The 14266-nt window shown below is 58.9% G+C and carries 22 protein-coding genes and 5 pseudogenes; 7 read left to right on the top strand and 20 right to left on the bottom strand.

Annotated features, from left to right (window positions below):
• Positions 1 to 54 precede the first annotated feature (54 nt).
• The 3 genes and pseudogenes from ACODNH_RS00135 to ACODNH_RS00125 all read left to right on the top strand — a co-directional run.
• Positions 55 to 261: pseudogene (locus ACODNH_RS00135) on the top strand (hypothetical protein); the annotation flags it as partial.
• A gap of 179 nt (positions 262 to 440) precedes the next feature.
• Positions 441 to 1889, top strand: coding sequence for a cytochrome ubiquinol oxidase subunit I (locus ACODNH_RS00130; RefSeq protein WP_434529896.1), 1449 nt, complete (start codon positions 441 to 443; stop codon positions 1887 to 1889).
• Positions 1882 to 2877: a cytochrome d ubiquinol oxidase subunit II gene (locus ACODNH_RS00125; RefSeq protein ID WP_434529895.1), complete on the top strand. Its 996-nt coding sequence runs from the start codon at positions 1882 to 1884 to the stop codon at positions 2875 to 2877. Before ACODNH_RS00130 ends, ACODNH_RS00125 begins: the two co-directional genes overlap by 8 nt.
• Positions 2878 to 3152: 275 nt before the next feature.
• Here the strand turns inward: ACODNH_RS00125 and ACODNH_RS00120 are convergent, their stop codons facing one another.
• The 6 genes and pseudogenes from ACODNH_RS00120 to ACODNH_RS00095 all read right to left on the bottom strand — a co-directional run bounded on the left by ACODNH_RS00120 (position 3153) and on the right by ACODNH_RS00095 (position 5932).
• A complete protein-coding gene (locus ACODNH_RS00120; RefSeq protein ID WP_434529894.1) occupies positions 3153 to 3545 on the bottom strand; it encodes a DUF5684 domain-containing protein in 393 nt (130 codons plus the stop codon).
• A 97-nt stretch (positions 3546 to 3642) separates the two neighbouring features.
• A complete protein-coding gene (locus ACODNH_RS00115; protein ID WP_004516568.1) occupies positions 3643 to 3795 on the bottom strand; it encodes a hypothetical protein in 153 nt (50 codons plus the stop codon).
• Positions 3796 to 3959: 164 nt separating this feature from the next.
• On the bottom strand, positions 3960 to 4223 hold the full coding sequence (locus ACODNH_RS00110) for a DUF7389 domain-containing protein (protein WP_434529893.1): 264 nt from the start codon (positions 4221 to 4223) through the stop codon (positions 3960 to 3962).
• A gap of 61 nt (positions 4224 to 4284) precedes the next feature.
• Positions 4285 to 5110: pseudogene (locus tag ACODNH_RS00105) on the bottom strand (N-6 DNA methylase).
• Between the two features lie 57 nt (positions 5111 to 5167).
• Complete coding sequence (locus ACODNH_RS00100) at positions 5168 to 5440, bottom strand: helix-turn-helix transcriptional regulator (protein ID WP_434529892.1); 273 nt, start codon at positions 5438 to 5440, stop codon at positions 5168 to 5170.
• A gap of 51 nt (positions 5441 to 5491) precedes the next feature.
• On the bottom strand, positions 5492 to 5932 hold the full coding sequence (locus tag ACODNH_RS00095; RefSeq protein ID WP_434529891.1) for a hypothetical protein: 441 nt from the start codon (positions 5930 to 5932) through the stop codon (positions 5492 to 5494).
• A gap of 81 nt (positions 5933 to 6013) precedes the next feature.
• Between ACODNH_RS00095 and ACODNH_RS00090 the strand changes: the two genes are divergently transcribed.
• Positions 6014 to 6382 (top strand): hypothetical protein, encoded by a 369-nt coding sequence (locus tag ACODNH_RS00090; protein WP_434529890.1) that lies wholly within the window; start codon positions 6014 to 6016, stop codon positions 6380 to 6382.
• Positions 6383 to 6875: 493 nt separating this feature from the next.
• On the opposite strand, the gene ACODNH_RS00085 is transcribed toward ACODNH_RS00090, so the two are convergent.
• Both ACODNH_RS00085 and ACODNH_RS00080 read right to left on the bottom strand, forming a co-directional pair.
• On the bottom strand, positions 6876 to 7775 hold the full coding sequence (locus tag ACODNH_RS00085; RefSeq protein ID WP_434529889.1) for a transcription initiation factor IIB: 900 nt from the start codon (positions 7773 to 7775) through the stop codon (positions 6876 to 6878).
• A 52-nt stretch (positions 7776 to 7827) separates the two neighbouring features.
• Complete coding sequence (locus ACODNH_RS00080) at positions 7828 to 8178, bottom strand: hypothetical protein (RefSeq protein ID WP_434529888.1); 351 nt, start codon at positions 8176 to 8178, stop codon at positions 7828 to 7830.
• On the opposite strand from ACODNH_RS00080, the gene ACODNH_RS00075 reads away from it, so the two are divergent.
• Positions 8173 to 8340, top strand: a complete 168-nt coding sequence (locus ACODNH_RS00075) for a hypothetical protein (protein ID WP_434529887.1) — start codon at positions 8173 to 8175, stop codon at positions 8338 to 8340. The two genes, ACODNH_RS00080 and ACODNH_RS00075, sit on opposite strands and share 6 nt — an antisense overlap.
• Positions 8341 to 8719: 379 nt before the next feature.
• Here ACODNH_RS00075 and ACODNH_RS00070 read toward each other — a convergent pair whose 3' ends face one another.
• Complete coding sequence (locus ACODNH_RS00070; protein ID WP_434529886.1) at positions 8720 to 9205, bottom strand: hypothetical protein; 486 nt, start codon at positions 9203 to 9205, stop codon at positions 8720 to 8722.
• 58 nt (positions 9206 to 9263) lie between these two features.
• Between ACODNH_RS00070 and ACODNH_RS00065 the strand changes: the two genes are divergently transcribed.
• On the top strand, positions 9264 to 9569 hold the full coding sequence (locus ACODNH_RS00065) for a hypothetical protein (protein WP_434529885.1): 306 nt from the start codon (positions 9264 to 9266) through the stop codon (positions 9567 to 9569).
• Here ACODNH_RS00065 and ACODNH_RS00060 read toward each other — a convergent pair.
• From ACODNH_RS00060 to ACODNH_RS00035, 6 genes and pseudogenes are all read right to left on the bottom strand, one after another.
• Positions 9540 to 9744 (bottom strand): annotated as a pseudogene (locus tag ACODNH_RS00060) (hypothetical protein). The gene ACODNH_RS00065 and the pseudogene ACODNH_RS00060 overlap by 30 nt on opposite strands.
• Before the next feature lie 231 nt (positions 9745 to 9975).
• Entirely contained in the window at positions 9976 to 10341 is a 366-nt protein-coding gene (locus tag ACODNH_RS00055) for a hypothetical protein (RefSeq protein WP_367175708.1), read from the bottom strand.
• Positions 10342 to 10398: 57 nt separating this feature from the next.
• On the bottom strand, positions 10399 to 10635 hold the full coding sequence (locus ACODNH_RS00050; protein ID WP_053969518.1) for a hypothetical protein: 237 nt from the start codon (positions 10633 to 10635) through the stop codon (positions 10399 to 10401).
• Positions 10632 to 10838, bottom strand: a complete 207-nt coding sequence (locus ACODNH_RS00045) for a hypothetical protein (protein WP_053969519.1) — start codon at positions 10836 to 10838, stop codon at positions 10632 to 10634. The genes ACODNH_RS00050 and ACODNH_RS00045 overlap by 4 nt, the downstream gene beginning before the upstream one ends.
• A complete protein-coding gene (locus ACODNH_RS00040) occupies positions 10829 to 11143 on the bottom strand; it encodes a hypothetical protein (RefSeq protein ID WP_053969520.1) in 315 nt (104 codons plus the stop codon). The genes ACODNH_RS00045 and ACODNH_RS00040 overlap by 10 nt, the downstream gene beginning before the upstream one ends.
• Positions 11140 to 11430 (bottom strand): hypothetical protein, encoded by a 291-nt coding sequence (locus tag ACODNH_RS00035; RefSeq protein WP_053969521.1) that lies wholly within the window; start codon positions 11428 to 11430, stop codon positions 11140 to 11142. The genes ACODNH_RS00040 and ACODNH_RS00035 overlap by 4 nt, the downstream gene beginning before the upstream one ends.
• A gap of 202 nt (positions 11431 to 11632) precedes the next feature.
• Between ACODNH_RS00035 and ACODNH_RS00030 the strand changes: the two genes are divergently transcribed.
• A complete protein-coding gene (locus tag ACODNH_RS00030) occupies positions 11633 to 11875 on the top strand; it encodes a hypothetical protein (RefSeq protein WP_053969522.1) in 243 nt (80 codons plus the stop codon).
• Between the two features lie 79 nt (positions 11876 to 11954).
• Here the strand turns inward: ACODNH_RS00030 and ACODNH_RS00025 are convergent.
• The 5 genes and pseudogenes from ACODNH_RS00025 to ACODNH_RS00005 all read right to left on the bottom strand — a co-directional run.
• Positions 11955 to 12480, bottom strand: a pseudogene (locus ACODNH_RS00025) (hypothetical protein); the annotation flags it as partial.
• Positions 12481 to 13276: 796 nt separating this feature from the next.
• Positions 13277 to 13411 carry a hypothetical protein gene (locus tag ACODNH_RS00020; protein WP_434529884.1) on the bottom strand — a complete coding sequence of 45 codons (135 nt, stop codon included), beginning with the start codon at positions 13409 to 13411 and terminating at the stop codon, positions 13277 to 13279.
• A gap of 81 nt (positions 13412 to 13492) precedes the next feature.
• Entirely contained in the window at positions 13493 to 13741 is a 249-nt protein-coding gene (locus ACODNH_RS00015; RefSeq protein WP_434529883.1) for a hypothetical protein, read from the bottom strand.
• A 35-nt stretch (positions 13742 to 13776) separates the two neighbouring features.
• Positions 13777 to 14100: a hypothetical protein gene (locus tag ACODNH_RS00010; RefSeq protein ID WP_434529882.1), complete on the bottom strand. Its 324-nt coding sequence runs from the start codon at positions 14098 to 14100 to the stop codon at positions 13777 to 13779.
• Positions 14063 to 14266, bottom strand: a pseudogene (locus tag ACODNH_RS00005) (hypothetical protein); the annotation flags it as partial. The pseudogene ACODNH_RS00005 and the gene ACODNH_RS00010, both read right to left, overlap by 38 nt.

The following is a 14266-nucleotide window of genomic DNA, read 5'->3' as shown; positions in this document are numbered from 1 at the left end:
TTCAATCCGGAGTTTGGCGAAACCAGTCCCCACGATTGTTTCTATGATCGCTTCAACGATGCCATCCGGCCACTCCGGAGCTGGAAGCAACTCCGTGGTTCCGATACAGACGAAGCTGTGTTCCCCAGTCTTGATAACGCGGCGAAGACATTGGAGCCGACACTGTCAATTACAACGCAGTCGGCCCGGGACATCTTGGGAGATTTATATGAGTGCCATGACTACGAGTCTGAAAACCCACTGAATTCACACGGCGCTCGCTGGCATTGTGATGATCATCGGTGGGATTGGTCAACACTATTTATCATCTATCTTATACTGATACGGCGGGTGAGGTGTACAAGCAGTACGGTTCTAATAATACAATACTGTTGTGGTGAATACACCAAAGTGGAAACCATGGGGCTACCCATAAACTATTGTGCCGTAGCGTGAGGTGAATGGATCCAATCACACTATTGAGTGCCGTCGATCCGGTATTGGCGACATTGCTATCTCCGGAACTCGCAAGCCGTATGCAGTTCGGATGGACGATTTCCGTTCACATCATCTTCGCGTCCCTTTCGATCGGGCTCGCACCGTTTATTATCTACTTTACCTGGAAAGACGTGCGGACGAACGAGCAGCGGTATGCGCGATTGCGCTCGTTCTGGGTGAAGGTTTTCGCCGCCGGCTTCGTGATGGGTACAGTCACCGGGATTCCGATGAGCTTCCAGTTCGGCACAAACTTCCCACAGTTTGCCGAGGTGGCCGGTGAACTGATCGGCGGCCCGCTAGCCTTCGAAGCGAAGATGGCGTTCTTTTTAGAGGCCGTCTTCCTCGGCGTGTTGCTGTACGGCCGCGACCGCGTCAAAGATCGGACATATATCATCTCGTCGGTACTCGTCGGCTTCGGTGCCTGGCTGTCGGGATTCTGGATTTTGATCGTCAACGCTTGGATGCAGACCCCACGGGGCTACGAGATGGTCACCCGCAACGGGATGGAAATCGCCAAACTAACCGACCCGTTCGCCGCATTCTTCACCCCGAGAATGCCCTGGATGTACGTCCATATGATGAACGCGTCGGTGATCTCGGTCGCACTACTGGTCGCGGGCGTCTCGGCGTACATCGTCTGGAAAAAGCCCGACGCTGAAGCCTGGAACACCGCACTCAAGCTGGCTGTCGTCCTCCTGATCGTCTCCGCACCGTTCCAAGCGGTCCACGGCGACGCCTATGGCCGCCACGTCGAGGACACCCAGCCACAGAAGTTTGCCGCGATGGAGGCTCACTACGAGACGGGGCAGGCCGACCTACACCTGCTCGCGTTTCCGAAGTCACCTGAGGCACTCACCGACCCGCGCGCCGAGAATCTCGTCACCGTGAGCCTTCCCGCAGTCGGGTCATTCCTCGCCAGTGGCGGGGACTTCGACGCCGAGATCATCGGACTGAACGAGTACGAGGAGAACCCCCCCGTAGCACTCGTGTTCTGGTCGTTCCGTTTCATGGTCGGGCTCGGGTTCCTGTTCATCGGGCTCGCGCTCTGGGGCGGGTTCCTCATGTACCGAGGCCGGTTGGCCGACAGCACACGCTACCTGCAAGCGATGATCGCTGCATCGCCGTTCGGCTACGCTGCGTTGCTCACCGGCTGGTACGTCACCGAGATCGGCCGGCAGCCGTGGGTCATCCAAGGCGAACTCAAGACGAGCGAAGCGGTGTCATCGACGCTCACCGGGGCCGAGGCGACACTGACCTTGGTCGGGTTCGTCGTGCTCTACGTCGGGCTGATGCTGACTGCGCTGTACATCCTGAAGTGGCTGGTCCGGGAGGAACTCCGGTCACTCGGCGTCCGAAAGTCGAGTGGTGGCCGCTGGCACGGCCCGATTCCGTGGGTGAGTAGCGATGACTGACACGCTGTTGCCCGTCGACGCCTATCTCGTCGAATCGCTGCCTGAGATCTGGTTCGGCGCGGTGCTGTTCGCGCTGGGGATGTACGTCGTCCTCGACGGGTTCGACTTCGGTATCGGGATGCTTTACGCGACCCGGATAGACGAACGCGAGCGGGAGACGTTCCTGGCGGCGTTCGGGCCGGTCTGGGACGCGAACGAGGTGTGGGTCGTCGCCTTCGGGACGATGCTGCTAGCGGCGTTCCCGCGCGTGTACTCGCGCTTGTTGGCGGACAACTATCTGCTCGCGCTCGGGTTCGTCGTCGCGTTGGTGTTCCGTGGCCTCGGTCCGGAACTCCGCGAGCAACGCGACGACGAGCGCTGGAAGCGCTACACCGACTACGCGTTCATCGGTGGGAGCGTGTTTGCGCCGCTTCTGTTGGGGATGCTCGCGGGTCGCTGGCTGTTCGGCGGGGCGATGCTACCAGTGGCGTTGACTGGCGTCGGCCTAGTCGCCGTCTCGATAGTCACGGGGGCGGCGTTCCTCGCAGCCAAGACCGAGCCCGGTCTGGCATCGGAACTGCGAGTGTACGGCATCGGTGCGACACTGGCGTACCTTGGCGGTGTGGTTGTGCTGTTGGGGATCATCGTCCTATCAGATGCGGGCGGCGCTGCCGACGCAGTACTCTCGCTGCCCGTCGCTGCAGTCGTCGCTCTCTCGGTCGCAGTCGGGCTGGGTGGGTGCGTACTGGCCAGACGCGGCCGGTACCGAGCCTGGTTCGCGAGCGCGCTGGCGCTGCCCACACTGTTGACGATCTTGGTCGCAATTCTGCTGTACCCGACGGTTTATCCGCCGACCGGGCTGTTGGTTAGAGAAGCGGTCGTGTCGCCACTAGCGCTGAACCTCGTGACCGTCCTCGGGTTTCCGGTCCTGCTACTTGTACTGTGGTACTTCAAGTTCCTCTACGGCGTGTTTAGCGGCCCTATCGAGGGAGAGAGCTACGGGGGGTAACCCCACCAACCTCTCGCCGTTCCCTTCTCCGCTCAGTACTGGTGGCTCTCCGATCGGCGATGTGTGCGAGATGATAGAATCACAACCTCGCGATAGTGTATCTCTCTCGGTGTCACACATCACCAGTGCCGGCAACTGGAACGCGACGGAGCGTATCGGCTTCAGAATGCCGAGGACTGCATTGTGTCGCAGTTTGTCGAGCAGACACTCTAGCTGGGGCCATCGAAAGAAGGGAGTTCCATATGCATTGAGAACGCCGGTCTCAACTTCTGAAATTATGCGATGGCATTGGACTGGCGATGCTGATAATCGCCAAAGCCCAGCAGTGGGAAAAAGAGGATACCAAGGAAGGTGAGTCCCAGTCCAAAGCCGATGCCTCTCCCGAACGCTCGAGCCACTCCAGCATGAATCTTGTACAGTGCGTAGAGATTTACTATCGGAATAAATATGAGAAGTAACCACCACCATGCATTCTCCCCGATCCGAAGCATAATATAAAGATTATAGATCGGAATGATTGCCTTCCACCCTGCGTGACCAGCTTTTTTGAATACCATCCACATCCCGGCAATCTGGATGCCAGCAATCAACAGGTTGAACAAAGGGAGCACAATACCACCGGCGTCACTGCTTTGGAGGGGGGTGATTAACACCTCAAAGGGCACCATACCGGTAGTGGTTTACTGATTTAATAAAAAAGTAGTGAATCTGATAGGCGTGATTGAATCTGTTTCTATCAGATGATCGTATTGACTAATAAAGAGACTACTCCGGCGCAACGACATCCTCACACATTGGACACTCGGCCCAGATACCCTCCGTGCCATCGTCTTTCTCGTATTCAACCAGCAGCCACGGAGTTGTGATACGCTCGTCGCAGTTTGGACAGCGACCGAGACTTTGCGTGTCATCAGGCATGGAACGGGGATGGAAGGAGCGTGTGACAGTATTCCCTTCACGCAAAAATTGCCTACCCTCGGACATAAGCGTTTAGCCACTGTCTCGCGCTAATTAACAGAACCGTGTGCTCTGCCGTCGCGGTCACACCCACCTAAAACCGCTTAGCAGTATAATAGAGAGTCCTACTCGCCTGCTTCGTCTTCTCCTGGCTGGATATCTCGAAGCCGACCACTGATCTCCTGCTCGTGCTCTTCGAGGAGCTCGTAGAACTCTGCAATCGTCTCCGCAGCAGTTTCGCCCTTCGACTTGATCGTCACTCTGTCTTGATCGCGGGTGCCAGTGCCTCGATCCAACCGCGCTTCCATACTGCACCCAAAGTCCGTTCGTTCGACCTTTTCAACCGAATCTGGAGCCGTATCCGGCCCTGTGTCTGATTCTTCTGACATTGTTTCTCGGGACGCTCTCATTGGAACGCCCCTCGCCCAGTTGGGGCACACAAAACAGCCGTCAGTCGCTGCTCTCGAACGCGCCCAGACTGGCCTGTTCACTCGGGACAGACGTCGTGACCGGCAGTGTCCGGTCGCTCAAATCCGTCTCTGTCTGCTGTTCTGACCCGGACCGGCTCTCCTCCTCGGCCGTGTTCTCGAAGGCGTCGGTCATCCACCCGTGAAGATCCTCGACCGCCTCGTCGTTCTAGCTCGCGAACGCTTCCACCCATCGGAGAGTAGGAGGTTTCCCACGCCCGTTGGAACTCGACAGTCAGCGAGTTACCTTGCACGATGTAGGCATCCAGATTCAGGAAACAGCAGTTCAGCGCGCTCATGCGGGCACACAGTGGGTCCTTGTCTTGCCCGACAAACAGCGCGTCTGGCTGTTTCCGACCGGCAGTCAAGAGCATCCGACCGCTCCCACAGGTCGGGTCAAGCACCGTCTGTCGGTCGTCGGTATCGTTCTCGTCGACGATACCAGCAATCTCAACCATCATCTCGCAAACAGAGTGAGGCGTGAAGTGTTGGCCGAACGCATCGCTAGACATCCCATACTCCTCGTAGACAGCGCCCAGAACGTCAGCATCCGTGGCTGCCATCCGCTCTTGCAGCTGGCCGAACGCTTTCGAGAAGAGGTCGACCGACCGCTGCCCGTCGGGGTGGTCCATGTCGCCGCGCTCGCGATAGTCGTCGACGATCTCCAAGTACGGATCGTCCCGACGTTGGAGTGCGAACAACATGAGGTTGACCCAGTCCCGGAAAACCGTGTGGGCGCTGTGCCCGCGCTGGCGAATCTGTGCAAGCGTTTCAATGATTTCGTCAACGTCGATCTGTGGCGAAGCCATACTCTCTCAGCCCACAGAGAGTCACAAAATCCGGCCACCCCACAGTCGGGAGTCTGGTCAGGCGTTGTACTGGCGTTCCCAGTCGAGTCGGGCTTGAAGCTCCCGACTCCCACGACTGGTGACCAGATAAGCATTCGTCCGTCCGTCTTTCTTCCCTTTCTCGAGGAGACCTTTGTCGATGAGCGTATCCAGATTCGGATATAGTCGGCCGTAGTGGATCTCTTTCCCGTAATACTCTTCAATTTCGTCTTTGATCGCGACACCGGCCGGTTCGGATTGCCCAGCGACCACGAACAATAAGTCTCGTTGAAACCCTGTCAAATCGTCCATATTGGCTGGTTGAATACGAAGAACAAGTGTATTGCCATGACCTCACCGCTGTCACTCCAAATCGTACAGGTCCCTGACCGAGCGGCAATAGTGGTCCTGACTGGGGTCTGGTACAGGGTCAGCCTCGTCTATCTTCTTTGAGATGACGCTGGCAAACTGCTTGGGAGGCCTCCAACTACCGCCTACTTCTCGGGCTTCGGACTCTTCGACGACTGCGTGCTCACCGTCAGCAGTGACGTACAGCACGCGGATTCCCGGTTTCTCACTCAGCGGCCCCCTGAGCAACTTCCCAGTCCGTGTATTGACCAGCCACTCGAGTAAGAGTCCAGCCCGGCACTGGATTGCATACAGTTGCACCTCATCCTCTTCGGGAGATTCTGTGCGACCGTTGTCGGCCCACGACTGGGGCAGCGGCCGATTGTCAGTCTCGTCTTTCCAGCGCCACTTCAACTTTTTCGGACCAGTGTCACCACGTCGGTATTTACTGCTCATGATTGGATTCTCTCAGCCATCGGAGAAGCACAAAATCCACCGCTGGTTGCCTCTGAGACAACTTTTTTGCTGTTTGAGTGTGTGGGTGTTAGTACGAGGACTCATCATGAAAACAGCCGAGTCCCCACCACGACCAGCGAATGCTCGCTCCCAGATCAGCGGGTTTCCCGCCAGCCCAGCGGCACCCGAAATCTTGACTTCCGGCAGATCCGAGATGAGCGGTCGGCAACGTGGAACGCTGCCCTCGATGCCACTGTCGAGGTCACGAAGGGCGGCCGTCCAGACCTGTTCCTCGTCTCCGTCGACGACGACTGTCCTGCGAACTGCTCGCTGGCTGAGCATCCCAACGGGACCCACGCCGGCTGGTGCAGCTGCGACGTCTTCCAGGCGACGACCGGTCTGCCCGCATCTCTGTGTTCTTCGCCAGCACGCTGCCCTCAACGAACTTGACCTGCCAAGAAAAGCGGAGTAATTGAAGGAAATCAGCCGCTCTCAAACTCGACACTAGCCAGCGGTCGCACGTCGACGCGCCCGATCCGGTCATGATCGAGACACTGACACAGTCGTTCTCGAACCGTCGCCTGCGAACACGGGTCGATACCAACGCCCAATCGTGGATCGTTTCGAATCTGGACATACGCAGCGTCGACGTCCAGCGTCGTGTGCTCGACCCGACACCAGATTGTTTTCGCTCCAGTCTGGTCTAGGATCAGTCACGTACCGAGCAGCCACGGCCTCGTGGCGAAGTTCGACGAGGACCTGTTCAACGAACGACGCGACCTTAGCTGGCGACCGGAGCGCTGGCGGTGAGGCAAAAACGGTCCCAGAGTCGTGCTGTGCGACTGTCTTAGGAGTCCTGGTAACTGAATGGATCTTCTCAGGACGCGCTTGCTGGCCCGTCCTGCACCCGACTGGGACACACAAACCAATCCGTCGCGACCGCTCACTCAACAATATTCTCCTCGATCTGCTGGTACCACCGTCGGGTCGTCGTGATATTAAGGTCCGCCGTCTCACTGATCGTCGCCTGTGTCAACCGGAGATCTGACTCCTGACCAGCGACATAAAGCGCACCTCCAGCGACACCGTCTGGTCGCCCGTTGATGTCCGTCGATCTGGTCGCCTCCTCAGCCAGTGCCAGCGCCCGCTGGCGACTCTCTGGAGTAACATCCAGCGGAAGGTCCGAACAGATTCTGGCCACCCAGTCCACCGGCAGCGAAACCGGGATTGGCAGTTCAAGCTCGGTCAAGAGCGTTCGGTAGCAGGTCCAGATATGGGACGTGGAACACCGGGCAACGTCGGCGACCGTCTCCATCCTCACGAGGCCGTTGCATCGGCAGGCGGCGTATACGGCGGCCGCTGCACCGCCCTCAATCGACCGCCCGATAAGCAGGTCTGCCTTCTTCGCTTCCCGGAAGAACGTCGATGCCTGCTCTTTCACTGACTGGCTCTCAGATAGCGCACTTCCAATCCGTCGGACTTCTCCGAGTCCATGTGCGAGGTTCCGGTCGCGCTTGCTGTCGAACTTCGACCGACCGTGGAGTCGCCGCTGACGAGTAAGCCGTCGACGTCGTCTCGACGAGATATCCGAACCCTCAGCCGACCCGATATCTGCTGACAGTCCCCGGTCATGGCGTGTCACCGTCCGGGGAGCTCCTGTCCGCTTTTGCCCCTCCCGATTGTACGATCGCCACTCGGGACCTCGGTCAACCTGATCTTCTTCGACCACCAGGGCACAGTCCGTGCAATGCGTCTCCCGTCCACTGCTGTCGAGTGTTCCGCCACATTCGGGACAGGACTGTTGTGATGCAACCAGTTCAGTCTGGACAGTCCGTGAAGCCATTAAGAGCACACCTCTCACCCACCAGAGGGGTAGAAAACACGCTACTGGGCCGTTACGCGTCTGGCAACTTTCCATCCGGCCGGGGGACTCGCTCGGCGTTGATCTCGATATCGACCCGGCGGAGATGCTTGCATCGCTCAGCAACATCGGGACAACTGCACGTCTCCTCAAGCACATCTACCTCGTAGCGGCTGTCCGACGCTGAGTGAACCTCGTAGCGACCCGGCTTTGCCAGAAACGAGACGTCGATGTCTTCTCGTTTCGCTCGCTTCGTTCGTGGCTCGTCCTCGGAGTGGACAGCGAAGGGGTCCGCTGCCGGGTCTGTGACGCTGCCATTGTCGAACCGAACCTGCATGACTCCGCCGTCGGGGACTGCTTGCCGGGGTTCGCCGTCGACGTGCATACCGAACTGGTCGTCCAGCGCGTCGTCGTTCATCCACTGTGGGATGGGTCGCTCGCCGGTCGCGAAGGCGACTCGCTTCTGGTGTTTGCATTCCTCACCGGGATTGTACTGCTTCCGCTTGCACTCGCAACTGCCTGTTCTGGTGTCGACAAGGTACTCTGACCCGGACCCGGAGTTGACCAGGAAAAGGGCGTCGGCGTTTCGTGCCCGCCCAATAGAGTCCAGAGACGGTCATCACTTCCGTCAGCGCCGAGACCGTGCGGCTGTTCGGCGCTGCTCCCTCGATATCGCTGGTGTCGATGCTGCCGGTGTCGCTACTGGATTCTGTTGTAGCCATGAGTAACAGGCGGAACGCCCTCTATGGGACGCCCCTCATTCCCATGGGGTGCAGAAAATTCGGGGGACTGGAGTTCGTGAAGGCGAAACTCTAGTTCGAGATAAGAGTGCTCAGTACAGAAGAGATACTAACCGCTGTCTCAGCTGTGATGGGTAGCTCTCGTCCAGAACGACTACAGCAAACCTCCCCACGGTGTGGAGAAAATCAGGGAGGTGGCAGCAACGAGAGAGGAAATGACGGGAGATCGAAAGCTCCGCGCATCGTCGTGAGATGACTCCGCTTCGCTGTAATGTCGTTCCCAACCCGCGTCTGCGTGTCCCTAGTCTGATTAAGAACGCGGTCCAGATCCCCAGACCCGTGAATCGCCGACCGGAGACGGGTGATGTCATCCTCATCCACATCATCGCTCGTCGAGGAATGCCCCGCCAGCTTCTGCGGGTCAGAAACGACGCGCTGCACGGCGGCGTACCGAGCGGTGAGTGTCTTGAATCGCTCATCGAGGTTTTCCAACCCGTTCGAGCCTAATCCTTGTCGACCCAACTCATGCTCGGCTAGGTCGGCTTCCAGGGTAGTGAAGTCGTCTGACAGCTCGAATGTGGATGCGACGAAGCTCATCACGGGACTATCGTCGGGTTCGTCGTTGGTGAGGGTTTGCTCAGCTACCTTCCAATAATCGAGGTTTGAGTCCATTGATGGACGTTAGGTACGCCATGACCGGAGTAAGTCTTGGTGGCGTCGAGAACGGCCAGTGAGCACACGTACTGAGCAGGCGTTGCAGCCAGCCCCACGGCTAAAGAACCTTCTTCTCGCCGCTCGGTCAGAGTTCCGTTGCCTGCATCTGCTCGTGGGCGTCGGGGTTGACTACCGGGATGACGCCCTCGATCTCTTCCTTGCCGTACTCCTCACGAATCAGATCGTGGATATCGTTCGCGAGAGCAACGGCCTCGTCTTGCTTGGTGGAACTCGCCTCGTTCTAGGAAAGTCTGCTGGCCCGACGCCCTCCACGACGATGAACAGCTGGTCGTCACTCATTTTCGACCGCCTCGACGAGTAGTGTCGTTTCGGGCAGGTCGTCGCGAGAGGTCGACAGGAACTCGGACGTTTCCAGCGTTTCCTCAACCAACTCGACCAGTTCCTCCGAGACATCGCCAAAGTGAACGATGGCGTCGGGATCGGGGTAGTTGTCGTACTGCTGTGCCAGTTGTCTCGGCTGTCTTGCTTTCAGTCATGATCAGTAGCAGAGCGCCCGCAGCGGGACGCCCCTCACCCCACTGGGGCACAGAAATTACACGACGGCTTGTTCACAGCCATCCGATTTATCGCGATGAGCCTCACCTGTCTCCAGAAGCGGGACCGCCGGACCGGCCTGCCGGTCCAAGGTGGAGCGTGTCCCCGAGCGCTTGCGCTCGGGAACCGTGAGCGTGTGATGAAGCGAAAGAAGAGCTGGTATGCCTCCTCAGTTACTTTGCGATCACATTCCCGTTCTCGTCGATGGCATACCTGAGTGGGTACACGTTCCCGTCGATATGCGTCGCCTTCTTCGGTAGCGTCTCGTTCAGCCACTCTTCCCGGTCGGCGTCAGTCTGAATGTCCTCGTTTGGAGAGTGGACGCTGAACAGGTTCATGCTGACCCAGCGATTGATCCGTAGCTCGCCGGACGAAGAGTACACCTTCACGCGCTTGTTTTCGGCGTCGACACCACCAACAACAACTTCGGGCGCGTCTTCGGCTGTTTTCAGCCCATCACCGATATCTACCGCGTCGGGGTCGATATCGAGGTCGTCGCACTGCTTTGCAGTTGTCTCGTCTGTCTTGCTTTCAGTCATGATCGGTCGGGAAAGCGCCCGCAGTGGGACGCCCCTCACCCCGTTGGGGCACAGAAATTACGTGGCGGCTTGCTCCTCGGTGTCCGATTCGTCGCGACGGATCTCGCGTGCCCGCTCTCGAAGGCGAGACTGGACTGGCGTCCGGTTTTCGTGCTGGTTCTCATGGGCGAGATACCGCTGGATCGTCTCGATTGAGTGCATACAGTTGATGCCAGCCACGATTGGTTGGAGATGATCGGCGTCCAACAGCCGCTCTGGCGGGAGTTTGTTGAGAATCGGGTCGGCGTCGCTCATGCGTCCTCTCCCCGGAAGTCATCGAGTGTTGTTTTGCGCGTGTACCGACAGTCGGGGTAGTGAGCCAGCAGCGTCTCGTCGACGGCTTCCCAGAACCCGATCTTGTGTGGCGCAACCGACTGCCAGAACCGGGCCCGTGCCAGTGCGGCCGGAACGCGATGGCATTCCTCGCGATGCCAGCTGTCGCGCTCGATCATCGCCATGTCGCTGCTCCCGCCGGTCGATCTGCCATGTAGGTGTGGGCGAGTTCCAGACCCGCATCGAGTGTGCTTCGGGTCCCAACCAGTTTGGTTGCGCGTTCGAGCCTCCAGCCAGCATCACCTCGTTTGAGCAGGATTGTGGCTCCGGTGTCGGGGATGTGCCAGCCGATTGTGTCGTTCCCGGCAGCGAGAAATTCCCACTCGCCGGCGACGGCCTCCTGTGCTGCGGCCTCCGTGTCGATCAGGACATCAGATCGAGGGCCACCAGCACCGAAATCGCCCAACGTCGCTGTTTCCGCTGGCGTCATGCAAGAGCCTCCTGGCGGTCCCAGCCAGCGAGTTCGGCGTCGATAGCGCTGATAATGGTCCGGACTCGTTCCTCTAGAGTGTCGGCTTGCTCGCCGTCGACGTCCAGCAGTGAGCGAAGTTCGAGTACGTCCGGGAGGGCAATGCTGTCCGAGCGCCGAGCCACAGCACGGAGGACAGCAGCCTCAACGTCGGTACTGTCAGACTGCACTCGAACAGTTCTCGCGATGGACTCGACGAACTGCGGAGTGGTTGACCGAGACAGGTCTTCTGGGCCACGACAAGACATATTTCGAGACATCCTCTCACCCGCCAGAGGAACACAAAATTAGGCCTGAGGGGGCTATGTATTCGGTTTATTTACCTACTTAGGTGCCCGAAATGCCCGTTCAGTCTGCCTGCGAGTTTACTGATGCCAATTTGCAACGTTAGTCCCCAGAACCGTTCTGCTCGACAACAATCTTATCTTGAGTCCCATTGGAAGTACCCGTATGGATGCTATCGGGAATGCAATCGTTCGCGCCGACGGGTGGTTCTGGCATCTGTCCAACGTCACCGTTGGCGTCGCTGTCTTTCTTGGTACTGTCTTGTACGCCCCGCCGGGGACCTACTCATTGAATCTGATTATAGCCAATGTGGACCCATTCTACATCGTTGCTCCCCTCTCTCTACTGTACACCTGCTGGTGTGGGCTTGACTTGTGGCGGTGGTACGGGGATGACGAAATACTGTGATTCGGTAGGTCCACGACCTGTATTGCCCACACAACAGGGAAACGAACTCATCTGGCACAAATCCGCTCCCAGCTAGCCGCACCCAGCCGCCGATCTCAACTTGTTCACTGTCGGTTGGAGCGTCGTCCGCTGTCTCCGTAACTGAGTCAAACGGCGGTTCAACGAGACGGGGCACTGCGTCGTTGTACGTCCGATCCGGAGACTTGACACACTCTATGGGCACAATGGGACTACAATCAACACAAGAGCGCGTTGCTCCGTCGAAGCCGTTGATCGTCACCGACCAGGTGATGATACTCGCAATCCGGTACGTGTCCGCTGCTGGCCGACGAGTGCTTGCAGACCTGGCAGCCAACAGCCCCAAGACAGCGCACGTAAGGAGGTAGTCTCGATCTGCCTCGTGGAAGAGCGAAGCCGCCTGCTCGACGTCTGGACCGCCGCTGGAGCGCACACTGCTCGCAGATCGTAAACCGGAACAGACCATCCGCTCGGTCGATCTCGTCGGGCCACCGGACATAGCTGCGTGCCTCGCCGAAAATATCGGCTGTCCTGTCCCCGCAGAACCGACACCGGTCAGCCGTTGCGTCGGGCTGGATGTCGGTCATGCAGACCACCGTGCAAGTGTTCACTGGCTCGCGAGCAGTCTCAACAGGACAGAGAAACCGCCACTTGTGCCGCTCGCGGATCGACTTGTCTTCCCCTATCGCTTGCGCCGGCTCGCGATAGCCGGTACAGGTCCAGCCCTTGTCTTTCAGCGCTCGAACCATCGCGCCATCGTAGTCTGAGCGCACCCACGTCAACAAGAAGCGAGTGTCGCGGTCGTCGCCCGCTAAGAATCGGTCCTGCGAGCGGGCCAACGCCGCTGAAGCGAGGTTTGGCATCCGGACACCGAGACAAATCCGTGCGGCCTCAACGATTGTGTCGCCGGCGACTACCTCACTGTCGACGATGGGCTTGTCCGCTGACGGGAGGACTCGCCGGGCAGTCGCTCGAATCTCCGCTGGAAGATCGTCGATCTCGACCGGTTCGGCAAGTTCACCGTCCACGCCGTACCGGATTCGCTTCTTCGAGATGAGCGGATACCGATACGTGATCGCACCGACCAGCGAATCCTGAAAACAGCAGCCGTGGTGGTGAGATCGACCGGACGGGAGCGAGCCCATATAGGTGTGATGCGCCTCGTACACGCCGGACGCGGTTTCTCTGTCGATTGGCTCAACAACGACGTGGTCAGCGGTATCGAACTCCAAGGGGTGCCGTGAACGGTCACTGCTCAGGCGGTGGATCGGACAGGAACACTCTCCTGTGTCTGTTGGCGGCCGATGCTGGAACGACTGCGGTCGTGTCGACGCTGAGTGGGTCATCCTCTCACCCGCCAGAGGAACAGAAAACTACCCAGAGTCACCACGGGATGATGACGATGCCGGCGTCTGGCCCCTCAATGTAGAGCGGTTCTGAGCCCCGGTAGAAGACCGTGAACCGTTCTGGCCGGTACGTGGGCCGCTTAGCAAGCGTTGCGATTGCACGGCTCGACATCCGCTGGCGGGAACTGTGGCTCGCCCGACCGGAGTGCAAGGCGGCCAGACTGGAGTTCGTCCCGAGGACCGGAACCGGTAGTCAGCTGGCGGAGTAAACGTCTCTGGCCGTTGCGACAAGATACTCAGTGCCGTCGACGACCGTTGCAGCGATTGGATACCGAGCATCTTCTGGGCGAACGGTCACGGCGCCGTCGAATGCAGGCACCACGTCGTCCGTCCAGACAAACGGCGAAGGGGGCTTGACGACCGGAATCGGTTGCTCGTCGACCGTCGATACGGCGCTGCTTGCAGGCGATGCATCGCTGGTTTCGGATGTATGCTCTGTCATCCTCTCGCCCGCCGGAGGAACAGAAAACTGCCGCGTCAGTCGAGGCTTGGCAGCCGCTCAGCGACGATGATACCGCCACTCGGCCCCTCCATCAATACAGTGCTGTGTGCCCGCGGAAATACAGCGTGTACCGGTCTGGGACGTACTGATGCCCCGTCGAGAGCGTCGCGATGGTCTTCGACAAGAGCCGTGCCGAGAACAGCGGGTCGCCACAATGGTTCGACAGGCGGCCAGATTGCAGTGGCTCCCGAGTCGCCGAACTCGTGGTTGGCCGGCGGCGTCAGCGTCGCTCGTGCCGTTGCGATCAGGAAGTCAGCTCCCTCAACAACTTTGCCGGCCGTGTTCGCTACATCTGGCAATGTATTCGACACGCTCGTCGAATCCAGTCACCGCTTCGTTTTCCCAACGCAATTCTTCCGGGTGTCCGGCAACCGGCACCGGCGGGCCCTGGAAGGCCTTGTCGCGAATATGTGCCTTCGCTTCTGCCTCACAAGCAATACGTAACTGAACGAAGCAGCAGGACAT

It is taken from the genome of Haloarcula sp. NS06, from assembly GCF_051122755.1.
In the GTDB taxonomy this organism is placed as follows: Archaea; Halobacteriota; Halobacteria; order Halobacteriales; family Haloarculaceae; genus Haloarcula.
This window is presented reverse-complemented; position numbering and strand designations above follow the sequence as displayed.